Genomic DNA, 25,137 nt, shown 5'->3' with positions numbered 1-25,137 from the left:
CTCACAGTGACGGTGTGCGCTGCGACGGAGAATTGGAACTCCCCTCGTTCACCGCTCCGGTGATGGTGTCGGGCGTGAGGTCGAGTCGCCGAAGCAGCTGCGCGTTCGCGGCGACGATGATCGTCGACAGCGACATCAGGATCGCGCCGATCGACATGGGCAGCACGAACCCGACCGGCGCGAGCACTCCTGCCGCGAGCGGAACTGAGATGAGGTTGTATCCCGCTGCCCACCAGAGGTTTTGCTTCATCTTCCGGTACGAGGCCCGCGAGAGTTCGATCACCGACAACACCGACCTCGGGTCGTCGCTGGCGAGGATCACTCCGGCCGACGCGATAGCAACGTCGGTACCCGCGCCGATAGCGATACCGACATCGGCCTGCGCCAGAGCCGGTGCGTCGTTGACTCCGTCACCGACCATCGCCACCGTGCGCCCTTCCTGTTGAAGTTCAGCAACGTTGTGGGACTTGTCTTCCGGTTTCACCCCCGCGAAGTAGCGGTCCACACCGAGCTCGGTCGCGACGGACTGCGCGACGGCATCGGCATCACCGGTGATCATCACCACCGCGATACCCCGAGCGTGGAGCGCATCGACTGCCGTGCGGGATTCGGGCCGGATCTCGTCGGCGAGCGCGAGGGCACCGATCACGGCCCCGTCGGCGAGGACGTGCAGGATGATCGCCCCGTCGCCCCGCCACCGGTCGGCGACAGCAAGTTCGGATCCGCGCTCCTGCTCGAGCAGCGCGGGCCCGCCGACCTGCACGCGGGTGCCGTCGACGTCCGCAGAGACCCCGACGGCGGGAGACGACTGGAAGTCTGCTGCAGCCGGGACGGTCAGGTTCCGCGCGCGTGCGGCCGCAACGATGGCGCGAGCCAGGGGATGTTCTGAGTCGGCTTCTGCGGCAGCGGCCAGCGCGAGGACGTTGTCGGCGGTGCGCCCGTCTGTCACCTCGATTGCGGTGACGGTGGGTTCACCCTTGGTGAGGGTCCCGGTCTTGTCGAAGAGCACGGTGTCCACCGTGCGCATGGTTTCGAGTGCGAGCCGGTCCTTGACCAGGACACCGCCGCGGGCGGCGCGTTCGGTGGCGATGGAGACCACCAGCGGAATCGCCAGTCCGAGTGCGTGCGGGCAGGCGATGACCAACACGGTGATGGTGCGGATGACGGCGTCGTCGGGCATCCCGACCAGAGTCCACACAGCGGCGGTGATGATCGCGGCACCGAGAGCGAACCAGAACAGCCAACCGGCGGCCGTGTCGGCGATGCGCTGAGCGCGCGAGGTCGAGTTCTGGGCGTCGGCGACCAAGCGGCCGATGCCGGCGAGGGCGGTGTCCTCCCCTACTGCGGTGACCTGGACGCGCAGACCGGAGTCGGTGGCTACCGTGCCGGCGACGACGTGGTCGCCGTCGCTGCGGCGGACGGTGCGTGATTCGCCGGTGATCATCGATTCGTCCATGCTCGCCGATCCGGAGACGATGGTGCCGTCCGCCGGTACTCGGCCGCCGGGGCGGACGACAACGACATCACCGAGCTCCAGCTCGGCCGGGGACACCGGCACCACATCGTCGCCGTCGACGCGTTCGGCGACATCCGGGAGCAACGCCGCCAACGAGTCCAGAGCGGAGGTGGTCTGCGCGAGGGATCTCATCTCGATCCAGTGCCCGAGCAACATGATCACGATCAGCAGCGCCAGTTCCCACCAGAAGTCGAGCTGATGATCGAGCAGGCCCAGGCTCGCTCCCATCGACGCGACGAATGCGACGGTGATCGCGAGGGCGATGAGCAGCATCATTCCCGGTGCACGTGAACGGATTTCACTCACCGCGCCGGTGAGGAACGGGGAACCGCCCCAGGCATACATCACGGTGCCCAGCACCGGGGAGACCCAGGCGATCCACGCTGCGTCGGGCAGCGAGTATCCGAGGAGCATCGCGAACATGTTCGAGGCAACGATCACCGGAACGGCGAGGACCAGCATGACCCAGAACAGGCGACGGAACATGCCGACGTGATCGCCGTGACCGGCATGGCCACCGTGCCCGGTATGGCCTTCGTGTTCAGTCTGCTCGCCGTGTCCGGTGTGGGCTGCGCTGTGTCCAGACGGGTCGTGGCCCGACTGTGTGCCCGCTGTCTCGGCCACGCCGACATCGGCATGTGTGTGGTTGTTCATCGCGGTAAATCCTTCTCTCCGCCGAGTTCAGCGGCTACGCGGTGCGTGAATCTGCGGGTTGCGGTTCGGCTGTGTAGCCGGCATCGCGAACGGCAGCGACGACCTGGGCGTGGTCGGGCTCGTCGGCGCTCGTCACCGTCAGCGTCCCCGCCGACGCCGATGCTTCGACCGTGTCGACCCCGGCCACAGCACCGACTTCTTCCCGGACCGACGCCTCGCAGTGTCCGCAGGTCATGCCGGTGACTCGGTAATTCGTGGTGATCATGAGGTACTCCTTCATCCTGAATAATACCCCCAGGGGGTACCTAGCGACGACTCGGACCATACCCCCTCCCCGTATTGCTTGGAAGGGGGACAGCATTCAACGATCTGACGGCGAGGGCTATCGCGGATCTCGACGATCGCGACTGGGACGTTCCGATGCTCGCGGACGTATTGGAGTCAGTGGACCGGCCTACCGGCGGCGCTTGATCGACCCCCATCGGCTGGCTCACTGCGAGCGTGGTCGATTGTTTGCAGGGCGGTGAGGACGATTGCACCGCCTGCTCGGCGATTTCGGCGGGTAGTGGTGGTCCACCGACGGTTCTATCCGTATGACGGCGAGTATGACAATTGGGCACTGACAGAGCTGTTCTGTTGCAACAGTTTCGGGTCGCGCCGTACTTCGTCCTGGCTTCAGAGATAGAGCAGGTGTGGTGGTGCGGTGCCGTCGAAGCGCTCGAGGACGCCGTTGGGCTCAGAGCGTGTGACTTAGATCCACAGAATCCTGCAAAAATTGAGGCAGGAGTGCTCGACTCTCGCTGCCGCAGTGGCACTGTGGCCCGTTGGTGTGGAAGAAAGGTACGCGGCCTCTCCCCCGCTGACTGCTGAAGGGCGGCGAGGTGTCGGTAGAGGGTGACTCTGCCGACACCGAGGACTGATGCGATCCCGGTTTTGGTGCAGTCAGACCACGGTCAGATAGATCAGTGCAATGTTGAGTGCGACGACGATTCCCGCGATGAGCCATGCCGCGTATGCCGTGATCCGGTGATTGACATCGCCGCCCATCAGGATGCGGTCCGAGGTGAACCGCACCAAGGGAATCAACGCGAATGGGATACCGAACGACAGCACGACCTGCGAGACGACCAGTGCCCGACTGGGGTCGACTCCTGCTGCCAGAATTGCCAGTGCGGGAACAAGTGTCACCAGTCGTCGCACCAGAATCGGAATGCGCTTACGTAGTAGCCCGTCCATGATCATCGCCCCCGCGTACGCCCCGACCGATGTCGATGCAAGGCCCGAGGCCAGCAGGCCCACCGCGAACAGCAGTGCTACCACCGGCCCCAGAGTGTCACCCACTGCTGCGTGAGCTCCGTCGATGGAATCGACGCCCTCGCGGCCCCCCAGCGTCGAGGCCGCCAACAGCAGCATCGACATGTTCACTGCCCCGGCCAGCAGCATCGCCAACCCGACATCGATCCGGGTGATCCGCAACAACCGCTGACGGACGGGCCCTGCCTCGGGGTGTCCGTGCCTGTCACGTGCTAGACCGGAGTGCAGGTACACCGCGTGCGGCATGATCGTCGCACCGAGCATCGCGGCGGCGATCAACACACTTTCCGCGCCGTCGAACCGCGGAATGAGACCGGCGGCGGCCTCGGTGAACGATGGCGGTTCCACGACGACGCTGGCAAGAAATCCGACGGCGATGACACCGAGTAGCCCGAGAATCACGAACTCGAAGGGCCGTTGGCCCCGGCGATCCTGGACCATCAGCAAGATCATCGATACGGCCCCGGTGATGAGGCCGCCGATCAGGAGCGGCAGGTCGAAGAGCAGGTAGAGGGCGATCGCACCGCCGACGATTTCGGCGAGGTCGGTCGCCATGGCGACCACCTCTGCTTGCCCCCAATATGCCAGTCGCACAGTCCTGCTCGACTTCTCGCGGACTACTTCGGGCAGTGTCATTCCGGTGACGATGCCGAGTTTGGCGGAGAGGAACTGGACGAGACCGGCCATCACGTTCGCGGCAACGATCACCCAGACCAGCAGGTATCCGAACTGCGCACCGGCGCTGACGTTGGAGGCGACGTTGCCGGGGTCGACGTAGGCGATCGCTGCGACGAAAGCGGGTCCGAGCAGAACGAGGCCCGACCGAAACCTCGAGGGCGGCCGAGACGATCGGCGCTGCAGCACAGACATGACCACACCCTCCGGCACCAACAGTATGTCAGGACCCTGAAAATATAGTTCGGCTACCCGAACAATGCAATGCGGCGGGGTGGTTTGGCGACATCTCGATCAGATGGGCAGGACCACTGCACTGACGAATTCGTTGCGGATCCAGGCGATGAACAACCCCCACACTCCGGTCAGCAGCGCGATGCCGACGGCGATCATGATGACACCGCCCGCGATCTTGATCTTCTGTGAGTTCCTTCGAAGCCACCCCACACCTCGCATCGCCGAACTCGAGCCGAACGCGAGGACGACGAACGGTAGGCCGAGTCCCATGCAGTACGCGACGATGAGAGTGACCCCGCGGGCTGCGGTTGCACCTTCGGTTCCTGCCGCGACAGACAGAACGCCGGCGAGGGTGGGGCCCAGACACGGTGTCCAGCCGAGCGCGAACACACCGCCGAGCAGCGGCGCTCCGGCGAGGGACGAGATCTGCTGAGGTGCGTATCGGGTGTCGCGTTGCAGAACGGGTATCAATCCGATGAACGCTGCACCCATGATGATCGTGATGACGCCGCCGACTCGTTGAAGTACTTGCTCGTTGATGCGCAAGGTGCCGATGACTCCGAAGATCGAGGCTGTGGCGAGGACGAAGACGATCGTGAATCCGGCGACGAACAACGACGCTGCGCCGGCCACACGCCAGCGATTCGCCAGCTCCGGCGACGACGTGTCGGTGGTCGAGGTGCCGGTGGTCGAGGTGCGGGGCGATCGGGTATCGGCTGATTGGGCGTCGGCACCGGCGATTCCTGCCAGGTAGGACAGGTATCCCGGCACCAGCGGCACCACGCACGGGGAGGCGAACGAGACCAGCCCGGCGAGCATGCATGCCGCGATCGCGAGCAGTAGGGGCCCGCTCGATGCCGCGTTCTGGAAGGCCGACCCGATGTCTTGGGCGAGAAGAGTCGTCATTCCGCGGCTATCCGTTCGACGACGGGAAGGAGGTCGTCGGTGAGCAGGGCGCGCATGAAGACCGCGGCCACGCGGTGTGAACGGTCGAGTACCAGCGTCGAGGGGATCACGCTGGTCGGGTAGTTTCCGCCGAGGGCGATCAGGGTCCGCATCGAGGGGTCGTAGATCGAGGGGTAGGAGACGTCGTTGTCGACGACGAAGTCCTGCGCTTTGTCCTTCTGTGGATCTCTGACGTTGAGGCCGAGGAATTGCACGCCACGCTCGCGGGTGGTCTCGTAGACCTCTTCGAGGTCGTCGGCTTCGCCGCGGCAGGGGCCGCACCACTGGCCCCAGAGATTGATCACGACGACCTTGCCGTCGTAGTCCGACAGAGCGGTCGTCTTGCCTTCCTCCATCAGATCGGGGCCGGCGAGTTCGCCTATGGTTCCGCGTGTTTCGGGGGGATCGTAGACGATGTCGGTTCGACCGCCGGGGGCGACGAAGTCGAAGCTGCCTCCCGGGGGCGCAGCCTGTGCGCCGTCGGAGCATCCGGAGATCAGTAGTACGAGGGCAAGAATCGATCCAATTGCCGCGGTGGGCGTGCTGCCCTGACGGCGCGCACCGACCCACACTGGTGGGAAGCGTGTCATGAGGTGAAATCCTTTACTGCAGTGCGGATCTGGTCTGTCGTCTCGAACACCGTCGGGTCGGTGACGCGCTCGACCGTTCCGTCCGGGCGGAGGAGAAAGCTCAGGGGAAGGACCGGCGGTGCCGAGAGCGCGTCCAGGACGCTGCCGCCGTCGATGTAGTTCGGATAGCGGACGCCCAGTTGCGTGAGCAGCGCGGCCGCGTCCGCGGGCCGGTCCTCGACGTCGATTCCGATGACTGGGATCGCGTCGGGTTCTGCGGTGTAGGCATCGAGTACGGGCATCTCGGTGCGGCACGGGCCGCACCAGGATGCCCACAGGTTGATCAGCGTCACCTCGCTTCCGAGAACGTCGGCGAGATCGACATCGTCGGCGCTGCCGATGCAGCGCGCTATCACTCCTGCCAGCGGACCGCCTTCGCGCGGTACCGGCGGCGGACACAGCGGTAGCGCTGTTGCTCGTGCCGCGTCATCCGGCGGGCGGGACAGTGTGGGTTCGGGTCCGACCGGCGCGACATTGTTGGCGATGGCCTCGGACGGGCCGCCCTCGACGCCACCGGAGCGGGGCCACAGTGCAACGATCGATGCAACGACAACGACGAGCATGACGATCGACCAGCCGCGCGTCATCGCCGTGACCTTCTTTCTCGAGAGAGCGGCAGAGGGGCGAACGGTACGTCGCGGATCATAGGAGCGTGGACCAGTACGACCAGAAACGCTGCGCGATCAGGGCGATGAGGACGAGAAACCACACGGTCAGTGGAATCGAGTGATTGCGAATCAGCGAGTCAAGCCATGGCCGAAACCATTGCCCAAGAGCGGATTTCGACCTGGCGCGGTCGAGGTTGCGCAGCGTGACGTACCAGAAGATCGGTACGGTGACCGCCCACACCGCCATGCAGTACGGGCACAGGGCACCGATCTCGTACAGGCTCTGCGCGATCAGCCAGTGCACGAAGACTGCGGCAGCAGTGACACCGACCTGCATTGCACCCCAGAACCACTGCGCGAACACCGCACCGGCGAGAAGGGCGGCACCCACTGCCGCCACGACGGCGAAGCCTGCGATCCCGAGAAGGGAATTGGGAAATCCGAACGCAGACGCCTGCGGGGTGTCCATCACCGATCCGCAGTTGAGTACCGGGTTGATGCTGCAGGTCGGGGCGTAGGCGGGATCGAGCGCCAGAGCGAACTTCTCTACTGTGAGCACGAACGCGGCGGTCAGGCCGATCAGGCCGCCCACCAGTAGCAGCCAGGGCAGGCCCCGGGCGAACGGTCCGCTGCGTCGGGTGAGAGCGGCTGCGGGGTCAGCCGAGTGCAGCGTCGAGGGCATCGGCGAGGTCTCCGTAGGTGGTGGGTTCGATCTTGGTGCCGTTGAGGAAGAACGTCGGGGTGCCCTGCACGCCGAGCGCGATCCCGTCCGCGACGTCGGCCTCGATGCGCGCGAGCGTCGCAGGGTCGGTGTAGGCGGCATCGAAGGCGCTCATGTCGAGCCCTTGCTCGACGGCGAAGCTGCGGAACAACTCGTCCTGCGGAACCTGCTGTTCGCCCCACTGCGCCTGCGTTTCGTACATGCGCTGATACATCGCCTCGAATCCGCCCTGCTGGGCCGCGGCCTCGACTGCGCGTGCGGCTCGTTCGGCATTGAAGTGGGAGGCGATCGGAAAGTAGCGGGCCACGAAGCTCACCCGGTCGCCGTACTCTTCACGCAATTGCTCGATCGCCGGGTAGGCCGATCGGCAGGCCTCGCACTCGAAGTCGAGGAACTCCACGAACGTGACCCGGCCGTCGGGCACCGAGTTCAACCGATGACTGTTCTCGCGCACCGCAATCGAGGCAGGGTCGGTCGCGGCCTGCTCGGCGGCGGCAGCATCCGGAGACCCCGATCGATCCACCACCAGAAATACAGCCAACGCGGCGGCGAACACGATCACCAGGGACAAGGAAATCTTCAACGCTCGGCTCATACAACTACCTTCTCGATTCGTTCGGACTGATCAATGGGCCCGATATGGGCGTTTCGACCCGCTATGACACTAACAATCGTGCGAACGTTGACTAATGGTCCTTCCCTAACGATCGCATGATTGTTAGATTGTGCCCATGGCCTTGGAACCTCTGGACTCGTGCGATCTGTTGTGTATGGACCTCCCTCACGCCGAGAGGGTGCGCGCTACTCTGCCCGCGCTCGGCGATATCGAACCGGTCGCCGACGCTGCCCGAGCATTCGGCGACCCCACCCGACTGACCATCGCGCTCGCGTTGAACGCCGGCGGGCAGATGTGTGGCTGCGACATCGCGTGGATCGTGGGACAGAGCCAGAAGCTGGTCTCCCACCATCTCCGCAAACTCAAAGCCGCGGACGCCGTCACATCGAACAGAGACGGAAAGTTGGTCATGTATGCGCTCACCGACCGCGGCACCCGACTGCTCGCGACACTGACCGAGGTACTGCCCACCACCTCGATCGTCGCTGAAGTCACCGGGGTCGATCATGGCTGACGCGTGCTGCGGACCTACCCCGGCAGCGCCGACCACCGAATCCACTGCTGACGGTGCGGGCACGGGAGGTCCAGCTCCAACCGATGCACTCCCGAGGTTGTGGCAGGTCCGCGAGCTGCAACTCGCCTCGGCCGCCGCGATCATCCTGGGCGCATCGTGGTTGCTCGGTCGAACGGGTGCCGATGCGGTTGCGACCGTCGGCGCTCTGATCGCTGCCGCGATCGCCGCCGTCACCTTCGTTCCCGCGACGGTGAGAAATCTGCGACACGGACGCATCGGTGTCGGCACGCTGATGACGATCGCGCTGCTCGGTGCCATCGCATTGGGCCAGATCCCCGAGGCCGCGATGCTCGGTATCTTGTTCTCCGTCGCCGAGGGGCTCGAGGAATACGCGGTCACCAAGACCCGCCGCGGACTGCGCGCACTCCTGTCCTTGGTGCCGCCGACGGTATCTGTCCTGCGCGGTGGAACCGAGCAGGCCCTGTCCCCCGACGATGTCGTGATCGGGGACATCATGGTGCTGCGGCCGGGTGAGCGAGCTGCCACGGACGGCACCATCGCTCGCGGTTCGACGAATCTGGACGTGTCTGCGATCACCGGCGAGTCCGTGCCCATCGAAGCCGGTGTCGGTGACGAGGTGCATGCCGGTGCCATCAACGGCGGCGGGGCCATCGAGGTCACCGTCACCGCGCCGGCATCGGAGAGTTCGCTTGCTCGCATCGTCCGCATCGTCGAACAGGCCCAGGACCGCAAAGGGGCCGGCCAACGGCTGGCGGACCGTATCGCACGTCCGCTCGTGCCCTCGATCATGATTCTCGCCGTACTCGTCGCCGGCGTCGGTGCGGTGCTCGGTGACCCCATGTTGTGGCTCGAACGCGCACTGGTGGTCCTGGTCGCGGCATCACCGTGCGCGTTGGCCATCTCGGTGCCGCTGTCGGTGGTGGCGGCGATCGGGGCTGCGAGTCGCAACGGGGCATTGATCAAAGGCGGTGCAGCAGTGGAAGAGCTGGGCCGCATTCGCGTCGTCGCCTTGGACAAGACCGGCACCCTCACCGCAGGACGACCGGAGGTCGTCGACGTCGTCACCGCTGCGGGAATCAGCCGCGACGCCGCGCTGGCCGTTGCTGCTGCGCTCGAAGCGCGCAGCGAGCATCCACTCGCCCGCGCCGTACTGGCCTCCGTATCGACCGTCGCGGCCGCCGATGATGTCACTGCCATCGCCGGGCACGGCCTGACCGGCACCCTCGACGGTGCCGCGATCAGGCTCGGGAAACCGAGCTGGTTCGACACACACCCCAGCTCCGAGGTGTTCCGCGCCGACGTCGCTCGTCTGCAGAGCGGCGGTGCCACAGTCGTTCTCGTCGAACGCGCCGGAGTTCTGATCGCTGCGATCGCCGTCCGCGACGAACTGCGGCCCGAGGCCGCCGAGGCTGTCCGCCAACTCACCGCGCTCGGTATCGACACTGCGATGCTCACCGGCGACAATGCGCTCACTGCGCAGGCTCTGGCGACCCAGGCGGGCATCACCGCCGTCCACGCCGAACTACTGCCCGAGGACAAAGCGGCCCTGCTGACCGACATCGCGGCCGGACGCAAGATTGCCATGGTCGGCGACGGCATCAACGACGCTCCCGCCTTGGCGACCGCAGATGTCGGTATCGCCATGGGCGCCATGGGAACCGACGTTGCCATCGAGACCGCCGATGTTGCCCTCATGGGGGAAGACCTCCGGCATCTACCGCAGGTGCTGGCCCACGCTCGACGCGCCCGGCGCATCATGATCGAGAACATCGCCTTGTCGATCGCCATCATCGGCGTGCTCGTCCCACTGGCTGCCACCGGTGTCCTCGGTTTGGCGACTGTGGTGCTCGTCCACGAACTCGCCGAAGTCCTGGTCATAGCCAATGCGATTCGCGCTGCCCGCACCACACCGTTGGACGGGTTCGTGCCCCCGCCCGCGGCGTCCGGTGCCCTCAACGTCACGATCGCACCCGCAGCGGCCTTCGAGGATGCCTGCTGCGCTCCGGCTCCGACGCCGAGGAACACCGCACCTCTCGCATCTGGGAACCTACTGGCCTCCACCACCGCAACGTCACCGTCGGCGATCGGAGCAGACGATGGCAGCTCCGTGTGCTCGGATGGATGTACCTGCTGCACATCGACCCCCGCGTACGGCGAACTCTTCCGCGGACAGAGGTAGAGACCTGCGGGCGGTGATCGGACTGCACGCAGGCTCTACGGGATCGACATGACCGCAGCAGCACGGGCATCGACAACAGAGGTGCGCTGGTACCACCTCGAACGAGCACACATCCTCTCGCAGCCCTGTTGACGGTTGCATGCTCGCAACCACGCCGCGATGTTGAAAGCTGCGGCGGTAGAACATGATCGGCGCGAATCCTGGGGCCAGTTGATTCGGATCGTGGTCGCTGCTCCAGGATCGTGGTCGGGGCGATACCCGGCCGGTAACACCGGCCGGGTCGAGGCGGGACTGATGTCGCCGATGCCCATTCCGCAGGACCTTGCGGACGCGCTGGAGGGCACGTAGCGGGAGTCATCAGTTCAGGCCTGCGTAGGAGTGCAGGCCGGAGACGACCATGTTGATGATGAACAGGTTGAACAGCATCGCTACGAATCCGGCGATGTTGATCCATGCTGCGCGGGTGTTGCGCCATCCGCTGGTGGCGCGGGCGTGTAGGTAGGAGGCGTAGACGATCCAGGTGATGAAGGAGACCGTTTCTTTCGGGTCCCAGCCCCAGAATCGGCCCCATGCGGCTTCGGCCCAAATGGCACCGAGGATGACGCCGACGCCGAAGAGTGGAAATGCGAAGATCGTGGTCTTGTACGCCACGATGTCCAGTGTCTGCGCGGAGGGCAGACGGGCGACGATTCGGCTCATTCTGCTCCCCGAGGCCTCGGGATGCTTCATGCGGATCAGGAACAGCGCGCTTGCAACCCCGGAGATCAAGAACACCCCGCTGCCGAGCGAGACGATGGAGACGTGCACCGGCAGCCAGTACGACTGCAGTGCCGGTACCACCGGTGCTGCGTTGGCGTACAGCACGGTGCCGGCGACGAACAGGAGGATCAATGTCGGTACCAGGACGAACAACCACAGGGTGCGCAGTTGCTTGGAGCGCAGCACCACCAGTGCAGCCAGTACACCGGCCGCGCAGGTGACCGAGACGAATTCGTACATGTTGCCCCACGGCGGCCTGCTGGCGGCGATCCCGCGAAGAACGATCGACCCGACATGCAACGTCAGCGCCACCATCACCAGCCCGAGGCCTGTGCGCCCCAGGCGTTCGGACGGAACCCGCCGGGGTGCGTCGGGAATGCGACCGGGTGTCGTCGACGTCGCGGCGATTATTCGCGTGCGCAGTCGCTCCGTGTTGTGCAGTGTCGCCGCACGGGTCGTCGCGAGCTGGCCGAGGAACGCCATCGCGGCGAGGAGATAGACCACGAACGCGGTCTCGAAGCTGATGTCGCTCCAGCGGGCGAGGGTGTCGTCGATCGGCATGGCGCTACACCGTTTCTCTGTCGTGGGTCTCGGAGTCGCTCGAAGTTGCCTGCGGCCAGATCTGTGACCGGAGGGTCTCGAATTCGGGTCCCCAGCCGGCGTGATCGGTGCGAGCCAGTCCGCCCATGTCCACGCCCGCGCGGCCGTGTTCGGCAGGGTGGATCCGAAACCAGACACGACGGCGGGTGATCACCAGGGAGATCAGTAGTCCGGTCATCATCGTGACCGCGAACACGAGCACCCACCGCTGCGCGGGGTCGTATCCGACCTGGAGGTTCGCGAATTCCTTGGCCCCGTCGAACCGGACGACGGTGCCGTCGGTGAGGGTTGTCGATTCTCCGGGCCGCAGGTTGACTCGGTCCTGCTTGACCAGCCGTCCCTGGTTGATCATCTCCTGGTCCAGGGAGAAGATCGACTGCGGGATGCCGGTGTCGAGACCGGTGTCGCCTTTGTAGATGTCCACTGCCACAGCGGGATCGACCAGTTCCGGGAAGCGGGAGGAGAGCAGGTTTCCGTTGAATTGCGCGGTGGGCGCGAAGAGTCCTTCGATGGCGATCTGCCCTCGGCGGCGTTCGTCGGCGGTGGCGTAGGTCCCCCCGGGTGGGTCGAATCGCAGCGCGCCGCTGCTGAGGAACGTGGTGGCGTCGTCGGGGCGGAACTGCAGGGCTTCGGTGCGGGTCTGGCCGTCGGGGAAGGTGACGGTGAATTCGGGGGCGTAGCCGTGTCCGGTGAGGTAGATGCGTTCGTCGCCGAGCCGGAGGGGTTCGTTGACTTTGAGTTGATAGTCGCGCCAGGTGTCGGCGGCGATGTCGTCGGCGCTCTGGTAGGAGATGTTCGAGGTGAACATCTCGGCCTGACCGTTCTCGAGGTAGTCGGCGGTGAAGTCCTTGACCCGGATACAGAACGGCTCGAGGCCGGTGCCGTCGGTGCTGTTGCCGGCGCGGAAGGAGTCGTAGACGGCGGGAGAGGTGTTGCAGAAACCGGGTCCGTTGTCGGCGATGACGATGACCGAGCCTTCGTAGCCGAACAGTTTGCCGATGGCGATAGCGGCGAGCAGGCCGATCAGCGAGAAGTGGAAGAGCAGGTTTCCGGCCTCGCGGGTGTAGCCCTTCTCGGCCGAGAGGGTCAGTGCCCCATCGGGCTCGGGCCGCACGACGGTACGCCACCCTTTCAAGTGCGGCGCGATGTCGGCGATCACCTTCTCGGGGTCGCCGGCGAGGGTGCCCGAATGATGCAACGGTAGTCGAGTGAGATTTCGGGGTACTCGAACAGGTTGTGCGCGAAGAGCTTTACCGTGCTCGATCAACCGGGGAGTCAGACAGCCGATCAGAGACACGAACAGCAGGACGTAGATCGCGGTGAACCAGGAACTTGCGAACACGTCGAACAATTCCAGTGTGTCCATCACCGGCCCGAGAGCCGGGCGGGCGGCGATGTAGGCATCGACGGCCTGGGTATTGAGATTGCGCTGCGGCAGCAATGCGCCGGGGATTGCTGCGGCGGCGAGGAGGAACAGCAGCACCAGCGCTGTCCGCATCGACGTCAGTTGTCGCCACCGGTTGCGCAGCATCGCCACCGTTCTGCGCACCAGTCCCGGCGAGTGCGCACTGGGGTGTTCGTCGATCGTCATCTCCGCACACCCTTCACCGACCACCATCTAAATACTACGCGACATAGTAGTTTGCGGGTTCGGTGTGGTGGAGCGTGGTCGGCGCAGCAGCGAGAACGCCAGTGCCGCAACAGCGCCGGTAGCGGCAATCCATTCCGGAACGCTGCCGGTGATCGTCGCCGGGGTGAGCGTGGTGCTCAGTGACACCTCGGTGACGACAGCTGCGGGGGTGAACAGCTCCGTGCGCTCGACGACCTCCCCGCGTGCATCGATGACGGCGCTGACGCCGCTGGTGGCCGAAACGACGACGCTGCGCCCGTGTTCGACCGCCCGTACCCGCGACATGGCGAGTTGTTGATAGGTCATGTTCGTCCGACCGAAGGTGGCGTTGTTGGTCGGCACTGCGATCAGCTGGGCACCGGCGCGAACGGAGTCGGTGAGCAATGCGTCGAAGGCGACCTCGTAGCAGGTGGCCACCGCGACGGGCACTCCGGCGAGGTCGACGACGCCGTTGCCCTGACCCGGAACGAAGCGTCCTGCTTGGGCGGCATAGGGAGAGAGTGCGGTGACGATCGTGCGCATCGGCAGGTACTCCCCGAACGGCACCAGTCGACGTTTGTCGTGCCTCTGCCCTGGGCCGGTGACCGGATCCCACACGATCGAAGTGTTCGTGGTGGTGCCGTCGCCCTGGCGTAGCACCGTGCCGACGAGAATGGGCACTCCGACGGCGCGGGCTGCGGCATCGATACCCGCCGCGGCATCGGGATTGCGCAGGGGATCGATGTCGGAGGAGTTCTCCGGCCAGATGACCAGATCGGGTACGCGTACGCGGCCGGAGTCGATGTCGTCGGCGAGCTCGATGGTGCGCTGAACGTGGTTGTCGAGCACTGCTCGTCGTTGGGCGTTGAAGTCGAGACCGAGCCGCGGGACGTTGCCTTGCACCAAGGCGACGGTGACCGTGTCCTGCGGCGGCGGAGCGAACAGTGGAGCCACCACCGTGAGCGCCCCTACAACAGTGGCCGCACCCATGCACGACGCTGCTGCAGTTCTGCGGGTGAACCGATCGGAAGCGATGGCACCGGCCAGAGCGGACCCGATCAGCACCACGACGAACGACAACCCCGGCGCGCCGATCAACGCAGCCAGAGGCAGCAGCGGCCCGTCGGATTGACCGAATGCGATGCGGCCCCAGGGGAATCCGCCGAACGGGACACGTGAGCGCGCAGCTTCGATCGCCACCCAGGCGCTCGCCACCCAGACCGGCGCCCACGGCAGTCGCGACATCCGATCCGCTACCGCGCCGAACATCGCCACGAAGAGGGCCTGAACGACAGCCAGCGCCAGCCACGGCACCGACCCGACGTACTCCCCCACCCACGGCAACAGAGGCACGAAGAACGCCGAGCCGGCAACGAAGCCGTAGCCGGCCCCCGCACGCGCCCCTCGCCCGCGCACAGCCAACAGCAGCATTGCAAGTGCTACCGGAGCGAGAAACCACAGATCGATGGGCGGGAACGTGGCGTACATCGCCAGCCCCGAAGTTGCCGCTGCGGTCAGACGTGCCCAGGTTCGGGGCCCTTCACCTCGACTTGTCCGATACAGCCGCCACACTCGACCTCGGTCGACGCAGGACGGTCCGGGCCCGGGTTCGGCATCGGGCATCGCCCTCATGACGAGGGTGCCGCCGCCCTCACGGCGACACGACGCATCGGGTGGCGGAGAAATCGACGGTATTCATCAACTACTATGGTGCATAGTATTTCAAGTGTTGGCAAATCCGGGGTCACCTGCACCGTCTGCGGTGCACCCGGACGTACGCACGGTGTACACCCGAGAACGAGGACCAGTGACCCGCTCCCCCATCGCCACCGCTCGGCTCCGCGCCGCCGCAACCGCCCTTGTCCTGGCTCTGGTCGCTGCCGCTCTACTGGTCGACTACTGGGCGCAGGCGGCGTTGCCCGGCTCGACGATTCCGCTGCGGATACTCGAGCTGCGACTGGCCTTCAATCGCGGAATGGCGTTCAGCCTGGGTGATTCTCTGCCCGTGTGGGTCGTCGTCGCCGTGACGGCGTCGATCACCACCGGGTTGGCGATCTACGGGTGGCGTACCGCGCCTCACGCGGGTCCGGTCACCACGGCAGCGCTGTCGTTGGTCCTCGCCGGTGCACTCTCGAATGTCCTCGACCGGCTCCTCGACGGCGCGGTCACCGATTACTTTCACACCGGTTGGTGGCCGACATTCAACCTCGCCGACATCTACATCACCTGCGGGGTGGTGCTGATGATCGGGGCGGCACTGTTCACGCGAGAGGCCACAAAGATTACCCCTCGGCCCGCAGTGCCCGACAGCGCCGAATCGTGAACTTGCATGAGATACCTCGGTGCTCGAATCGAATGCCCTGCAGTGCAGACACATTCGCGACAGGACAATCATGCTGATTCGCTCGAACAGTGAGAGTGATCGACACCGAAACGGCTCGAAACATAGTCGACCACAACCACCGACAAGCGATCGTCGCCTCTCGCTCACCGAGGCGCACCGAGGCGCACCGAGGGGAACCTGCTGCATGAGCGACAACATCCCGGCGCTACCGCGCCGTATTTTTCTCGCTACGAGCTGCGCTACAGCGTGCCTGGCTGCCGCCGGATGCAGCGTCGGCGAAGCCCCGTCCGGTGAGGACACCGCTTCCGACGGTCCCATCACCTTGTCGGTGAACGATGTTCCTGTCGGCGGTGGAATCGTGCTCGCCGACCGGCAGGTCGTCGTCACCCAACCGGAACCCGGTACCTTCCGTGCCTTCTCGGCTATCTGTTCTCACCAAGGGTGCACAGTGAACCGAGTCCGCAACGGCACGATCGAGTGCCCCTGCCACAACAGTGCCTTCTCGATCACCGACGGGGCGGTCATGCGCAGCCCCGCTACCGAGCCACTGCCGAACCGCGCCGTGACCAGAACCGTAGATACCCTCACAGTCGACTGATCCATCACCGGGCGGCCGAACATGCGAGGTGGACGGGTTCGGGGTGAACGGTGTCGACCGGGCCGATGTGCGGCAATCGAGGACCCACTCTGTGCCCCCACCCGACTGGTGCCGGTTCCGGTACATCGCTGCCGTGTCGACGACAGCACGGCGTGCCGATCTCGCACCGGGTCGAGACCTGCCTACCAGAGACCTGCCTACCAATTGACCTCTCGGCAACGGCCTTCGCCTTCCTGGGGTTCGACCTGCACAGTGGCGTGCTCGAGACCGAACTCGTCGCGGAGAACCTGCTGCGCTGCAGCGAGCACCCGGGGTGTCTCGGCCTCCGGGGCGACCGTCAGATGCGCCGAAGCGACCTCCATCCCCGACGTCAGTGTCCAGATGTGCAGATCGTGTACCTCTTCGACATCGTCGACACCGGTCAGGGCCTTTTCCACGGCGGCGACATCGATGCCCGACGGAGCGTGTTGCAGCAGAATTCGTACGGCATGACGCCCCAGAGTGAATGCACGCGGCAAAACGAACAACCCGATGGCGACCGCGATGACCGGGTCGGCGTACCGCCACCCGAACACGACGGTGACCAGTCCGCTGACGAGCACTCCGATCGAGCCGAGCATGTCCGCCATCACCTCCAGATACGCACCCCGAACATTGAGGCTCTCTTTCGCACCACTACGCAGAAGGAGGAACGCGATCAGGTTCATGGCCAGACCGAGCAGTGCCACCAACATGACCGGAATCCCGGGCACCTCCGGTGGGTTCGTGATGCGTTGCGCGGCTTCGTAGAGAATCCACCCAGCGACACCGAAGAGCAGCACTGCATTGAACAGAGCCGCGAACACTTCGGCTCGATACAGTCCGAACGTGCGGCCGGTCTTGCGAGACTGCCGCTGTGCGAGTGTGATCGCCACGATCGCCATCAAGACCCCGAACACGTCGGTGAACACGTGTGCGGAATCGGACAACAACGCCAGCGACGAGGTGGACAGACCCACTACCACCTGCGTCACCAACGTAACCGCCCCGAGACCGACAGCGATCCACAGTCGCCCGAGGTGCTTACCGGATGCGCTCGCCGGCGATCCCGGCTCTATCCCGTGGCCATGTCCGTGTCCCATCGTGGGTACCCCTTCTCGGCGTGGTTCGATAGCAGGAACACAACATATTGCGATATGCGCATATATGCAAGTGTCGTGTTCGCTGGAAGCTGCTGCCCGCGCGGCCGCACTGCGTCGGCGCAGAACTATGATTCGTAGTAGTTCGATCTCGGTTGCGCGACTCGGTCGCGCAGCCGTGCCGATATTGCCGGCCGACAGTTTTCCCGCCACACATCATCCACGTAAGGGGTGCCGCGTCATGGCCACCGACGACATGGCCACCGAAGCCGCACTCTCGACCCGCGGTCCGGTGAATCGACGCTCCGGTTCGCAGGTGATGCTGCTGTGGGCCGCGATCGCGGCAGTGGTGGCCGCTGCGCTCGCGGCGTTGTCGACGTCGCAGGCGCTGATTCTGCTCGGGCTTCCCGATCCGGGACCGATCACGACCTACGGTATTCCGGCGCTGACCGCGCTCGGAGAGGTAGCCGCGGTCGTGGCGGTGGGGTCGTTGCTTCTCGCAGCGTTCCTCGTTCCTCCCCAAATGTCGGGTGTGCTCGACATCGACGGGTACATCGCCGTCCGCACCGCGGCGAAGGCCTCCGCAGTGTGGGCGGTGTGCGCAGCGGCGTTGGTGCCGCTGACGCTCTCGGACGCGTCGGGTCAACCTGTCGGATCCGTTGCGGCGCAACCGGTGCAGTTCCTCGGTGCGATCGGCGATGTCGAGGCCTCCACTGCATGGGCCATCACCGCCGCGATCGCGGCGATCACCGCCGCAGCATGCGCGGCGGTGTTGCGGCATCGATGGACCCCCGCCTTGTTCGCCCTGTCGATGCTCGCGTTGATCCCGCGCGCGGTCACCGGCCACTCCTCGACCGGCGGCAATCACGACATCGCGACGAACTCGTTGATCCTGCACATCCTCGCCGCCGCACTGTGGGTAGGCGGACTCCTCGCACTTCTCGCTCACGCGCTGCGCGGGGGTGGACACCTTGCCGTCGCGACCCGCCGCTACTCGACGCTCGCTCTGGTTGCGTTCGTGATCATGGCGGTCTCCGGAGTGGTCAACGCTGCCGTGCGAGTACCCGTGACGTCGCTGTGGGATTCGACGTACGGCGCTCTGATACTGGCGAAGATCGCAGCCCTGGCGATCGTGGGGACCCTCGGGTGGATACAGCGACGACGAACGGTCGGCGCTCTGGCTCACGATCCCGAGAACCGCAGATCCCTGATCACGTTGTCGATGATCGAGACCCTCGTTCTCGTCACCACAGTGGGCCTGGCGGTCGCACTCGGTCGCACTCCCCCGCCCCCGCCGCAGGACGCCTCGCTACCTCAGGCGCACGAAGAAGCCTTGGGCTACGTGTTGGACGGCCCGCCCACCGCTGCGCGGTTGGCGTTCGAGTGGCGTTTCGACCTGGTGTTCGGGTCCGCGGCCGTGATCGCGGCTGTTGTGTATCTGGTGGCCGTGCGGCGTCGTCGGCGGGTAGGCCTGCCATGGCGGCGGCGGTGGACCGCGAGCTGGTTGATGGGCACTGCGGTGCTGCTCGTGGCGACCTCGTCCGGGGTCGGGCTCTACAGCCCGGCGATGTTCAGCGTGCACATGGCGGGACTGACCGCGGTCGCCATCGCCGTGCCGCTGCTGTTGGTCCTCGGCCGACCGGCCACCTTGTTCGCCTCGGTCCTGCCGACCGCGCCGGCAGCCGACGCACCGGGCTCGCGCGAATGGCTCCGGGCTGCATGGCACAGCCGAGCAGCCCGGATCGCAATCCACCCGTGGGTCAGCACCACGGTGTTCCTGAGCAGCTTCTACCTGATCTACCCCGGCGGAGTGTTCGACACCGTCGCCGACTCGCATGTGGCACACATGGTGATGAAGGGCTGGTTCCTGACCGTCGGGATGGTGATGTTCTGGGGCACGGTCGGCGAAGACCCGGTACCGAGACCGATCGCGGGACTGACGAAGTTGCTCGCGAGTATCACCGCGTTGGCCGGGTTCGCATTCTTCCTCGTCGTGACGATCGATCTCGAGACCGCGCTCGGAGCGAGCTTCTACAGCGGACTGCGTCTGGATTGGAACGCAGACCTGCTGGCCGACCAGCGGCGCGGCGGCACTCTTGCGTGGGGCATCGGCGAGTTACCGTTGCTCGCTGCCGCGGTTCTCGCCGCGGTCCGGTGGTCGGCGGCCGACGAGAACGCGGCACGACAACGAGACCGCCGAATCGACGATCAAGGTGATACCGAACTCGAGGCGTACAACACCATGCTCGGTGGCCTGTCCTCTCGGCGCGATCACCCCTGATACCCGAAGAATCCGTTCTCGGTCAGAGTCGCCGCAGCCCGGTCGCCGCAGCCCGCGGGATGTCCTCCGAGGACCGTGACCAGCGGTATGAGCGAATCCGGGTCGAAGGGGATGGAAAAACTATGCTCGATAGTAGTAACCTGTGGCCTGACCGTCACCATTTCGTTATCTCGAGCGAGGCCTCGGCCTCGTAGCCACCAAGGATTGTGATCTTGGCCCGACACCGCACACCCGATCCGATCGACGACGACTGCGCAGCGCCGGCGCGCGGCGGCGTGATCTCGATGCCCGTCGGCACCAGGCCGACGGCGCTCACCGATCGCCCCCGTCATCGACGGGCCGAGTTCGCACCCTCACGTTTCGTGACCGAGTCGCCCGCCGATGCCGGGTACTCCGACACTCTGCCGGAGGACGAGCACACGCCCTCGGCGCAGACGCCCGCACCGGATGAAACCGTTCACGCGGTCAGCGACGCCTGGGACACCGCGGCCGCGGACACTACCGCGTCGATGTGGGCGGCGCACGTGGCCGGTCCGGACGAGGCGACGCACGACGACGGGGGCCGCGCCGATGTCCAGGCCGTGTCGCGAACTACTCGCCGCGGACTTCATCGCCGCCGGGTGCCGAAGCCGGGTGGCCGCGCCATCGCTGCGTCGGTCGCGGTCGGTGCCTTTCTTTCCGCGGCAGCGACGGCTCCGAACACCGGGTCGCAGGACAGTGTGGCGCTCAGCGCCGCGAGTATCGATCGACCTCCCGCCGGCGCCCTGCCGCCGAGCCCGGTCGTTGCCTCACCCCCGCAGGTGTTGCAGTTGCCCGATCTCGACGTCGGCCGGTTGGCGCAGCGCATGACCGAACAACTCGCCGAGGGGGGAGTTCGGGCGGCGGAGCGCGCAGCACGCGATGCCGAGGCGCGCCGCCCGCTCTCGGTGGTGCCGGTGTCGGGAACATTGACCTCCAGTTCTGGGCCACGTTGGGGGACAACGCATTACGGACTCGACATCGCCAACACGATCGGGACGCCGATCGTATCGGTGACCGACGGCGAGGTCATCGAAGCAGGGCCGGCGCAAGGGTTCGGCCTGTGGGTGCGTATTCGTCAGGACGACGGCACGATCGGGGTGTACGGCCACATAGACCAGGCGCTCGTCACCGCCGGTCAACGCGTGAAAGCCGGCGAGCTCATTGCTACGGTAGGCAACCGAGGCCAATCCACCGGACCCCACCTGCATTACGAAGTGTGGCAACCCGACGGTGCCAAGTCCGACCCGGCGGCGTGGCTGTCGGCACGCGGAGTCGATATCACCTGACACGACAAGGAAAGAAGAACTGGCGATGAAAAGGCTCGGTGATCTCGAAGCGGAGGTGATGAACGTGCTCTGGGAATGCGATCGACCGCAGTCGGTCCACGACCTGCGCGAGCGCATGGCCGGCAGAAACCCCGCCTACACCACGATCCTGACCGTCGTGACCCATCTCCACGAGAAGGGGTGGGTCGAGCGGACCAAGCAGTCACGCGCGTACCTGTACTCCCCGGTGCAGTCGCGCGCGGAGGCCACCTCGCAAGCGCTGCGCGAAATCCTCGACACCAGCACCGACTCGGCCGCCGTCCTGATGCATTTCGCGAAAACCGTCACCGACGACGAGCTCGACGCTCTGCGGGGGAACCTGCCGGACGTGAACCGGTGATCGTCGCGCTGGCGTTGCTCCTCGCGGCGATCATCGCGGCCGTCGCCCTGCCGCAGCCGTTGACCTCTCTCACCCGCACCGTGAGCCCCACTCTCGCCTTGACCGCATGGATCGGCAGCATCGCCGGGGTGCTGTTTCTCGTGGGATCCGCGGTGACCGTGTTGCTCTGGCCCGGCCATGCGCCCGCCGAGGGCATGGTCGAACTTGCCGTCCGCTGCCTGGGATCGCTGCAACACGCGGCGCAGCCGTGGATCGGTGAAGCTGTAGCCGGGGCATCGGTCGTCCTCGCGGCGTCGGCGTCGGCGCGCGTCCTGCGCTCGACTCGCCGTCAGCTTCGAGCCCGGTCCAAAGTCCGCGACTATCACCGCGATGTCATCGCCGTCGTCGCGCGCACGGACCCCGGACCCGAACCGATCATGTGGCTCGACCACCCGCTCCCGCTGGCCTACAGCATCGACGGTCGCCCGGGCTACGTCGTGGCCACCGAAGGCCTGCTCGCCCATCTCGATCCCGATCAGCAGCGAGCTGTGATCGCACACGAACGTGCCCACCTGCGCGGGCGACACCACCGCATCGTCAACATCTGCGAGATCCTGGCCAAAGCACTTCCTCGCGTTCCTCTGTTCGCCGCAGCACCTGCAGCGGTGCGGGTTCTGGTCGAGGTCGCCGCGGACCGGTCCGCGGCCGCGGTCACCAGCGCCGACACTGTGCGTTCGGCCTTGTCGACGGTCTCGCAGGCGCATTCAGCGCGTCCACTGTGGGCGTTGGGCCTGATCGGGGAATCGACCGCCGAGCGGTTGCACCACCTCGACACGAGCGCGCACACGCCGAGCCGAACCGGGGCAGGCGCGTACGCTGCCGCCGCCGTGCTGCCGCTCGTGGTGCCGGCCGCCATGGCAATCCTCCTTCTCAGTGCGGTCTCCGCCGCAGCGTGCGCGGTTCTGCTGACTTGAACCACCCCTAAATACTATGCAGCATAGTATTTGAGTTAGGCTGTCGGACGCGTCCTGTAATTCGCGTGCGATTCGAAGGTGGTTCCATGACGGCGCTGACATCTCCTCCGGCTGCGCCGGCGGTTCGCCCCTATCCTCCCCGCGGGGCCCGCAAGGGGTCGTTCCTGCACACGATGGTCACCACCACCGATCCGAAGGTCATCGGGCTGATGTATCTGGTGACCTCGTTCGGGTTCTTTCTCGTCGGTGGCCTGATGGCGTTGATCATGCGCTCCGAGCTCGCCGTTCCGGGAATGCAGTTCCTCTCCAACGAGCAGTACAACCAGCTGTTCACCATGCACGGCACGATCATGCTGCTGCTCTACGCCACCCCGATCGTCTTCGGCTTCGGCAACTACATCCTGCCGCTGCAGATCGGCGCACCCGATGTCGCCTTCCCCCGGCTCAATGCCTTCAGCTACTGGCTGTACCTGTTCGGCGCGCTGGTCACCACCGCAGGGTTCATCAGCCCCGGCGGTGCCGCAGATTTCGGCTGGACCGCGTATACCCCGTTGAGCAGCGCCGTCTACTCCCCCGGTATCGGATCCGACCTGTGGATCGTGGGCTTGCTCGTCGCGGGCCTGGGCACCATCCTGGGCGGGGTCAACATGGTCACCACCGTGGTGTGCCTGCGCGCTCCGGGAATGACGATGTTCCGGCTACCGATCTTCACCTGGAACATTCTGGTGACCTCGATTCTGATCCTGCTGGCGTTCCCACTGCTGACCGCGGCGTTGATGGGCCTGCTCGCCGACCGTAAACTCGGCACCCACATCTTCGATCCCGCCAACGGCGGGGCGTTGCTCTGGCAGCACCTGTTCTGGTTCTTCGGGCACCCCGAGGTCTACATCATCGCGCTACCGTTCTTCGGAATCGTCTCGGAGATCTTCCCGGTCTTCTCCCGCAAACCCATCTTCGGGTACAAGGGGCTGATCTACGCCACCGTCGGCATCGCCGCCTTGTCCATCGCGGTGTGGGCGCACCACATGTATGCCACCGGTGCCGTGCTGCTGCCGTTCTTCTCGTTCATGACCTTCCTCATCGCCGTGCCGACCGGGGTGAAGATCTTCAACTGGATCGGCACCATGTGGCGCGGCCAGGTCACCCTCGAATCCCCCATGCTCTTCTCCATCGGATTCCTCGTCACGTTCGTCTTCGGCGGGTTGTCCGGGGTGCTGCTGGCGAGCCCGCCCATCGATTTCAACGTCACCGACACCTATTTCGTCGTCGCGCACTTCCACTACGTCGTGTTCGGAACGGTCGTGTTCGCGACCTATGCGGGCATCTACTTCTGGTTCCCGAAGATGACCGGCCGCATGCTCGACGAACGACTGGGCAAGTGGCACTTCTGGATGACGTTCCTCGGATTCCACGCCACCTTCCTCGTTCAGCACTGGCTCGGAGCGCAAGGAATGCCGCGCCGCTACGCCGACTATCTCCCGTCCGATGGATTCACCACCCTCAACCAGGTCTCGACCGTGGGATCGTTCGTTCTCGGAGCCTCGACGCTGCCGTTCATCTGGAACGTCTTCAAGAGCTACCGCTACGGCGAAGTGGTCACCGTCGACGACCCCTGGGGGTTCGGTAACTCCCTCGAGTGGGCGACCAGTTGCCCACCACCGCGGCACAACTTCACCGAGATGCCCCGAATCCGCTCCGAGCGGCCGGCGTTCGAGCTTCACTATCCGCACATGGTCGAACGCATCCGCGCCGAGCAGCACGTCGGTGGCCCGCACTCGGATTCGATCGCGCCCTCGGAAGTGATCACCGAAGCCATCGCCGGCCGTGAGCGATCCGATCCGCCGGACCCGGTGAAATAACCATCGTCGCAGAAGTGACCCACCGCTAAACCGCCCTCCCTACTACTATGTCCCGTAGTTGTTGGGTCGGGCTCGATACAGAGGAGTACCCCACGTGAAACGTCTGATGCTGATCGCTGTGATGATCTGCGGGACAGCATTGTTCGCTGCAGCGCCGGCGTCGGCGCACAGCGAACTGGTCAGCTCCGACCCGCCCGCCGATGCCACCCTGGAGTTCGCGCCGATCGGTGTCGGTCTGGTGTTCAACCAGGACATCAACGAATCGTTCGCAACCATCAGCGTCGTGGGTCCTGGCGACACTCAGTGGGCACAGGGAACGGCCACGGTCGAGGGCCCCGACGTATCGGTCCTGCTCGAGGACGGACTCCCCAACGGGCAGTACACCGTCGGCTACCGTGTCACCTCCGCGGACGGGCACCCGATCACCGGGTCGTACGGTTTCTCCGTCGACGTTGCGGCGACCGCCACCCCTCAGGACGCCGCTGCACAGCAATCGCAGGGCGGTGCGACCTCGACCTCGCCGACTCCTGTTACCACGGCTACGCAGCCCTACGATCCCAACAATCCCTCCGCCAGCGAAGACCGGCCACCGAAACAGAACACCATGATGCTGCTCTCCATCGTGGGCCTGACTGTCCTCGGTCTCGCTGCCATCGCCCTGACGTTGGTGATCCGAGGCAAGGACAAGCAATGACAGGGTC

Annotated in this window: 23 protein-coding genes and 1 pseudogene; 11 read left to right on the top strand and 13 right to left on the bottom strand. The window is 65.5% G+C overall.

Annotated features, from left to right (window positions below; all coding sequences use genetic code 11):
* Window position 1 precedes the first annotated feature (1 nt).
* The 8 genes from CH278_RS23580 to CH278_RS23545 all read right to left on the bottom strand — a co-directional run bounded on the left by CH278_RS23580 (window position 2) and on the right by CH278_RS23545 (window position 7,894).
* A complete protein-coding gene (locus tag CH278_RS23580) occupies window positions 2-2,170 on the bottom strand; it encodes a heavy metal translocating P-type ATPase (RefSeq protein WP_094622984.1) in 2,169 nt (722 codons plus the stop codon).
* A gap of 34 nt (window positions 2,171-2,204) precedes the next feature.
* The gene (locus CH278_RS23575) at window positions 2,205-2,435 is read right to left on the bottom strand and encodes a heavy-metal-associated domain-containing protein (RefSeq protein ID WP_032364250.1); all 231 of its coding nucleotides are present in this window, start codon (window positions 2,433-2,435) and stop codon (window positions 2,205-2,207) included.
* A gap of 677 nt (window positions 2,436-3,112) precedes the next feature.
* Window positions 3,113-4,354: an Nramp family divalent metal transporter gene (locus CH278_RS23570; protein WP_032371006.1), complete on the bottom strand. Its 1,242-nt coding sequence runs from the start codon at window positions 4,352-4,354 to the stop codon at window positions 3,113-3,115.
* A gap of 99 nt (window positions 4,355-4,453) precedes the next feature.
* Complete coding sequence (locus CH278_RS23565) at window positions 4,454-5,302, bottom strand: cytochrome c biogenesis CcdA family protein (RefSeq protein ID WP_032370900.1); 849 nt, start codon at window positions 5,300-5,302, stop codon at window positions 4,454-4,456.
* Window positions 5,299-5,931 carry a TlpA disulfide reductase family protein gene (locus CH278_RS23560; protein ID WP_080729299.1) on the bottom strand — a complete coding sequence of 211 codons (633 nt, stop codon included), beginning with the start codon at window positions 5,929-5,931 and terminating at the stop codon, window positions 5,299-5,301. The genes CH278_RS23565 and CH278_RS23560 overlap by 4 nt, the downstream gene beginning before the upstream one ends.
* Complete coding sequence (locus CH278_RS23555; RefSeq protein ID WP_032370899.1) at window positions 5,928-6,557, bottom strand: TlpA family protein disulfide reductase; 630 nt, start codon at window positions 6,555-6,557, stop codon at window positions 5,928-5,930. Before CH278_RS23555 ends, CH278_RS23560 begins: the two co-directional genes overlap by 4 nt.
* Before the next feature lie 55 nt (window positions 6,558-6,612).
* Window positions 6,613-7,260: a vitamin K epoxide reductase family protein gene (locus CH278_RS23550; protein ID WP_032370898.1), complete on the bottom strand. Its 648-nt coding sequence runs from the start codon at window positions 7,258-7,260 to the stop codon at window positions 6,613-6,615.
* The gene (locus tag CH278_RS23545) at window positions 7,235-7,894 is read right to left on the bottom strand and encodes a DsbA family protein (RefSeq protein ID WP_032370897.1); all 660 of its coding nucleotides are present in this window, start codon (window positions 7,892-7,894) and stop codon (window positions 7,235-7,237) included. Before CH278_RS23545 ends, CH278_RS23550 begins: the two co-directional genes overlap by 26 nt.
* A 136-nt stretch (window positions 7,895-8,030) precedes the next feature.
* Here CH278_RS23545 and CH278_RS23540 point away from each other — a divergent pair, with 136 nt between their 5' ends.
* The 3 genes and pseudogenes from CH278_RS23540 (at window position 8,031) to CH278_RS23530 (ending at window position 10,977) form a co-directional block, all read left to right on the top strand.
* Complete coding sequence (locus CH278_RS23540) at window positions 8,031-8,429, top strand: ArsR/SmtB family transcription factor (RefSeq protein WP_032370896.1); 399 nt, start codon at window positions 8,031-8,033, stop codon at window positions 8,427-8,429.
* Window positions 8,422-10,629 carry a heavy metal translocating P-type ATPase gene (locus CH278_RS23535; protein WP_032370895.1) on the top strand — a complete coding sequence of 736 codons (2,208 nt, stop codon included), beginning with the start codon at window positions 8,422-8,424 and terminating at the stop codon, window positions 10,627-10,629. Before CH278_RS23540 ends, CH278_RS23535 begins: the two co-directional genes overlap by 8 nt.
* A 48-nt stretch (window positions 10,630-10,677) precedes the next feature.
* A pseudogene (locus CH278_RS23530) lies at window positions 10,678-10,977 on the top strand (DUF3703 domain-containing protein).
* A 9-nt stretch (window positions 10,978-10,986) separates the two neighbouring features.
* Here the strand turns inward: CH278_RS23530 and ccsB are convergent.
* From ccsB to lnt, 3 genes are read right to left on the bottom strand one after another with little or no spacing between them, the layout of a single operon-like run.
* Window positions 10,987-11,949, bottom strand: coding sequence for a c-type cytochrome biogenesis protein CcsB (gene ccsB, locus CH278_RS23525; RefSeq protein ID WP_032370894.1), 963 nt, complete (start codon window positions 11,947-11,949; stop codon window positions 10,987-10,989).
* Between the two features lie 4 nt (window positions 11,950-11,953).
* Window positions 11,954-13,579 (bottom strand): cytochrome c biogenesis protein ResB, encoded by a 1,626-nt coding sequence (gene resB, locus CH278_RS23520; protein WP_032371004.1) that lies wholly within the window; start codon window positions 13,577-13,579, stop codon window positions 11,954-11,956.
* 27 nt (window positions 13,580-13,606) lie between these two features.
* A complete protein-coding gene (lnt, locus tag CH278_RS23515; RefSeq protein ID WP_094721993.1) occupies window positions 13,607-15,085 on the bottom strand; it encodes an apolipoprotein N-acyltransferase in 1,479 nt (492 codons plus the stop codon).
* A 319-nt stretch (window positions 15,086-15,404) separates the two neighbouring features.
* On the opposite strand from lnt, the gene lspA reads away from it, so the two are divergent.
* Both lspA and CH278_RS23505 read left to right on the top strand, forming a co-directional pair.
* On the top strand, window positions 15,405-15,920 hold the full coding sequence (gene lspA, locus CH278_RS23510) for a signal peptidase II (RefSeq protein ID WP_052053813.1): 516 nt from the start codon (window positions 15,405-15,407) through the stop codon (window positions 15,918-15,920).
* Window positions 15,921-16,125: 205 nt separating this feature from the next.
* Window positions 16,126-16,539 carry a Rieske (2Fe-2S) protein gene (locus CH278_RS23505; protein WP_032370893.1) on the top strand — a complete coding sequence of 138 codons (414 nt, stop codon included), beginning with the start codon at window positions 16,126-16,128 and terminating at the stop codon, window positions 16,537-16,539.
* 197 nt (window positions 16,540-16,736) lie between these two features.
* Here CH278_RS23505 and CH278_RS23500 read toward each other — a convergent pair whose 3' ends face one another.
* A complete protein-coding gene (locus CH278_RS23500; RefSeq protein ID WP_032370892.1) occupies window positions 16,737-17,660 on the bottom strand; it encodes a cation diffusion facilitator family transporter in 924 nt (307 codons plus the stop codon).
* 238 nt (window positions 17,661-17,898) lie between these two features.
* On the opposite strand from CH278_RS23500, the gene CH278_RS23495 reads away from it, so the two are divergent.
* Window positions 17,899-19,938: a cytochrome c oxidase assembly protein gene (locus CH278_RS23495; RefSeq protein WP_032371001.1), complete on the top strand. Its 2,040-nt coding sequence runs from the start codon at window positions 17,899-17,901 to the stop codon at window positions 19,936-19,938.
* 154 nt (window positions 19,939-20,092) lie between these two features.
* Here the strand turns inward: CH278_RS23495 and CH278_RS27700 are convergent, their stop codons facing one another.
* The gene (locus CH278_RS27700) at window positions 20,093-20,254 is read right to left on the bottom strand and encodes a hypothetical protein (protein WP_155288468.1); all 162 of its coding nucleotides are present in this window, start codon (window positions 20,252-20,254) and stop codon (window positions 20,093-20,095) included.
* 193 nt (window positions 20,255-20,447) lie between these two features.
* Between CH278_RS27700 and CH278_RS23490 the strand changes: the two genes are divergently transcribed.
* The 5 genes from CH278_RS23490 to CH278_RS23470 all read left to right on the top strand — a co-directional run bounded on the left by CH278_RS23490 (window position 20,448) and on the right by CH278_RS23470 (window position 25,130).
* A complete protein-coding gene (locus CH278_RS23490; protein ID WP_080729311.1) occupies window positions 20,448-21,245 on the top strand; it encodes a M23 family metallopeptidase in 798 nt (265 codons plus the stop codon).
* Between the two features lie 25 nt (window positions 21,246-21,270).
* Window positions 21,271-21,624, top strand: a complete 354-nt coding sequence (locus tag CH278_RS23485; RefSeq protein ID WP_032370891.1) for a BlaI/MecI/CopY family transcriptional regulator — start codon at window positions 21,271-21,273, stop codon at window positions 21,622-21,624.
* A complete protein-coding gene (locus tag CH278_RS23480; RefSeq protein ID WP_032370890.1) occupies window positions 21,621-22,577 on the top strand; it encodes a M56 family metallopeptidase in 957 nt (318 codons plus the stop codon). Before CH278_RS23485 ends, CH278_RS23480 begins: the two co-directional genes overlap by 4 nt.
* 86 nt (window positions 22,578-22,663) lie before the next feature.
* A complete protein-coding gene (gene ctaD / locus CH278_RS23475) occupies window positions 22,664-24,436 on the top strand; it encodes an aa3-type cytochrome oxidase subunit I (protein ID WP_052053812.1) in 1,773 nt (590 codons plus the stop codon).
* Between the two features lie 94 nt (window positions 24,437-24,530).
* Window positions 24,531-25,130: a copper resistance CopC family protein gene (locus CH278_RS23470; RefSeq protein ID WP_032370889.1), complete on the top strand. Its 600-nt coding sequence runs from the start codon at window positions 24,531-24,533 to the stop codon at window positions 25,128-25,130.
* The last annotated feature ends 7 nt before the right edge of the window (window positions 25,131-25,137 follow it).

The organism is Rhodococcus sp. 05-2254-5 (assembly GCF_002258575.1).
Taxonomy (GTDB): domain Bacteria; phylum Actinomycetota; class Actinomycetes; order Mycobacteriales; family Mycobacteriaceae; genus Rhodococcoides; species Rhodococcoides fascians.
This window is presented reverse-complemented; position numbering and strand designations above follow the sequence as displayed.

What these genes read in the sequence shown, in the direction of transcription:
- CH278_RS23580 (WP_094622984.1), bottom strand. Translation starts at nt 2,170, where the DNA reads ATGAACAACCACACACATGCCGATGTCGGCGTGGCCGAGACAGCGGGC.
- CH278_RS23575 (WP_032364250.1), bottom strand. Translation starts at nt 2,435, where the DNA reads ATGATCACCACGAATTACCGAGTCACCGGCATGACCTGCGGACACTGC.
- CH278_RS23570 (WP_032371006.1), bottom strand. Translation starts at nt 4,354, where the DNA reads ATGTCTGTGCTGCAGCGCCGATCGTCTCGGCCGCCCTCGAGGTTTCGG.
- CH278_RS23565 (WP_032370900.1), bottom strand. Translation starts at nt 5,302, where the DNA reads ATGACGACTCTTCTCGCCCAAGACATCGGGTCGGCCTTCCAGAACGCG.
- CH278_RS23560 (WP_080729299.1), bottom strand. Translation starts at nt 5,931, where the DNA reads ATGACACGCTTCCCACCAGTGTGGGTCGGTGCGCGCCGTCAGGGCAGC.
- CH278_RS23555 (WP_032370899.1), bottom strand. Translation starts at nt 6,557, where the DNA reads ATGACGCGCGGCTGGTCGATCGTCATGCTCGTCGTTGTCGTTGCATCG.
- CH278_RS23550 (WP_032370898.1), bottom strand. Translation starts at nt 7,260, where the DNA reads ATGCCCTCGACGCTGCACTCGGCTGACCCCGCAGCCGCTCTCACCCGA.
- CH278_RS23545 (WP_032370897.1), bottom strand. Translation starts at nt 7,894, where the DNA reads ATGAGCCGAGCGTTGAAGATTTCCTTGTCCCTGGTGATCGTGTTCGCC.
- CH278_RS23540 (WP_032370896.1), top strand. Translation starts at nt 8,031, where the DNA reads ATGGCCTTGGAACCTCTGGACTCGTGCGATCTGTTGTGTATGGACCTC.
- CH278_RS23535 (WP_032370895.1), top strand. Translation starts at nt 8,422, where the DNA reads ATGGCTGACGCGTGCTGCGGACCTACCCCGGCAGCGCCGACCACCGAA.
- ccsB (WP_032370894.1), bottom strand. Translation starts at nt 11,949, where the DNA reads ATGCCGATCGACGACACCCTCGCCCGCTGGAGCGACATCAGCTTCGAG.
- resB (WP_032371004.1), bottom strand. Translation starts at nt 13,579, where the DNA reads ATGACGATCGACGAACACCCCAGTGCGCACTCGCCGGGACTGGTGCGC.
- lnt (WP_094721993.1), bottom strand. Translation starts at nt 15,085, where the DNA reads ATGTACGCCACGTTCCCGCCCATCGATCTGTGGTTTCTCGCTCCGGTA.
- CH278_RS23505 (WP_032370893.1), top strand. Translation starts at nt 16,126, where the DNA reads ATGAGCGACAACATCCCGGCGCTACCGCGCCGTATTTTTCTCGCTACG.
- CH278_RS23500 (WP_032370892.1), bottom strand. Translation starts at nt 17,660, where the DNA reads ATGGGACACGGACATGGCCACGGGATAGAGCCGGGATCGCCGGCGAGC.
- CH278_RS23495 (WP_032371001.1), top strand. Translation starts at nt 17,899, where the DNA reads ATGGCCACCGACGACATGGCCACCGAAGCCGCACTCTCGACCCGCGGT.
- CH278_RS23490 (WP_080729311.1), top strand. Translation starts at nt 20,448, where the DNA reads ATGTGGGCGGCGCACGTGGCCGGTCCGGACGAGGCGACGCACGACGAC.
- CH278_RS23485 (WP_032370891.1), top strand. Translation starts at nt 21,271, where the DNA reads ATGAAAAGGCTCGGTGATCTCGAAGCGGAGGTGATGAACGTGCTCTGG.
- ctaD (WP_052053812.1), top strand. Translation starts at nt 22,664, where the DNA reads ATGACGGCGCTGACATCTCCTCCGGCTGCGCCGGCGGTTCGCCCCTAT.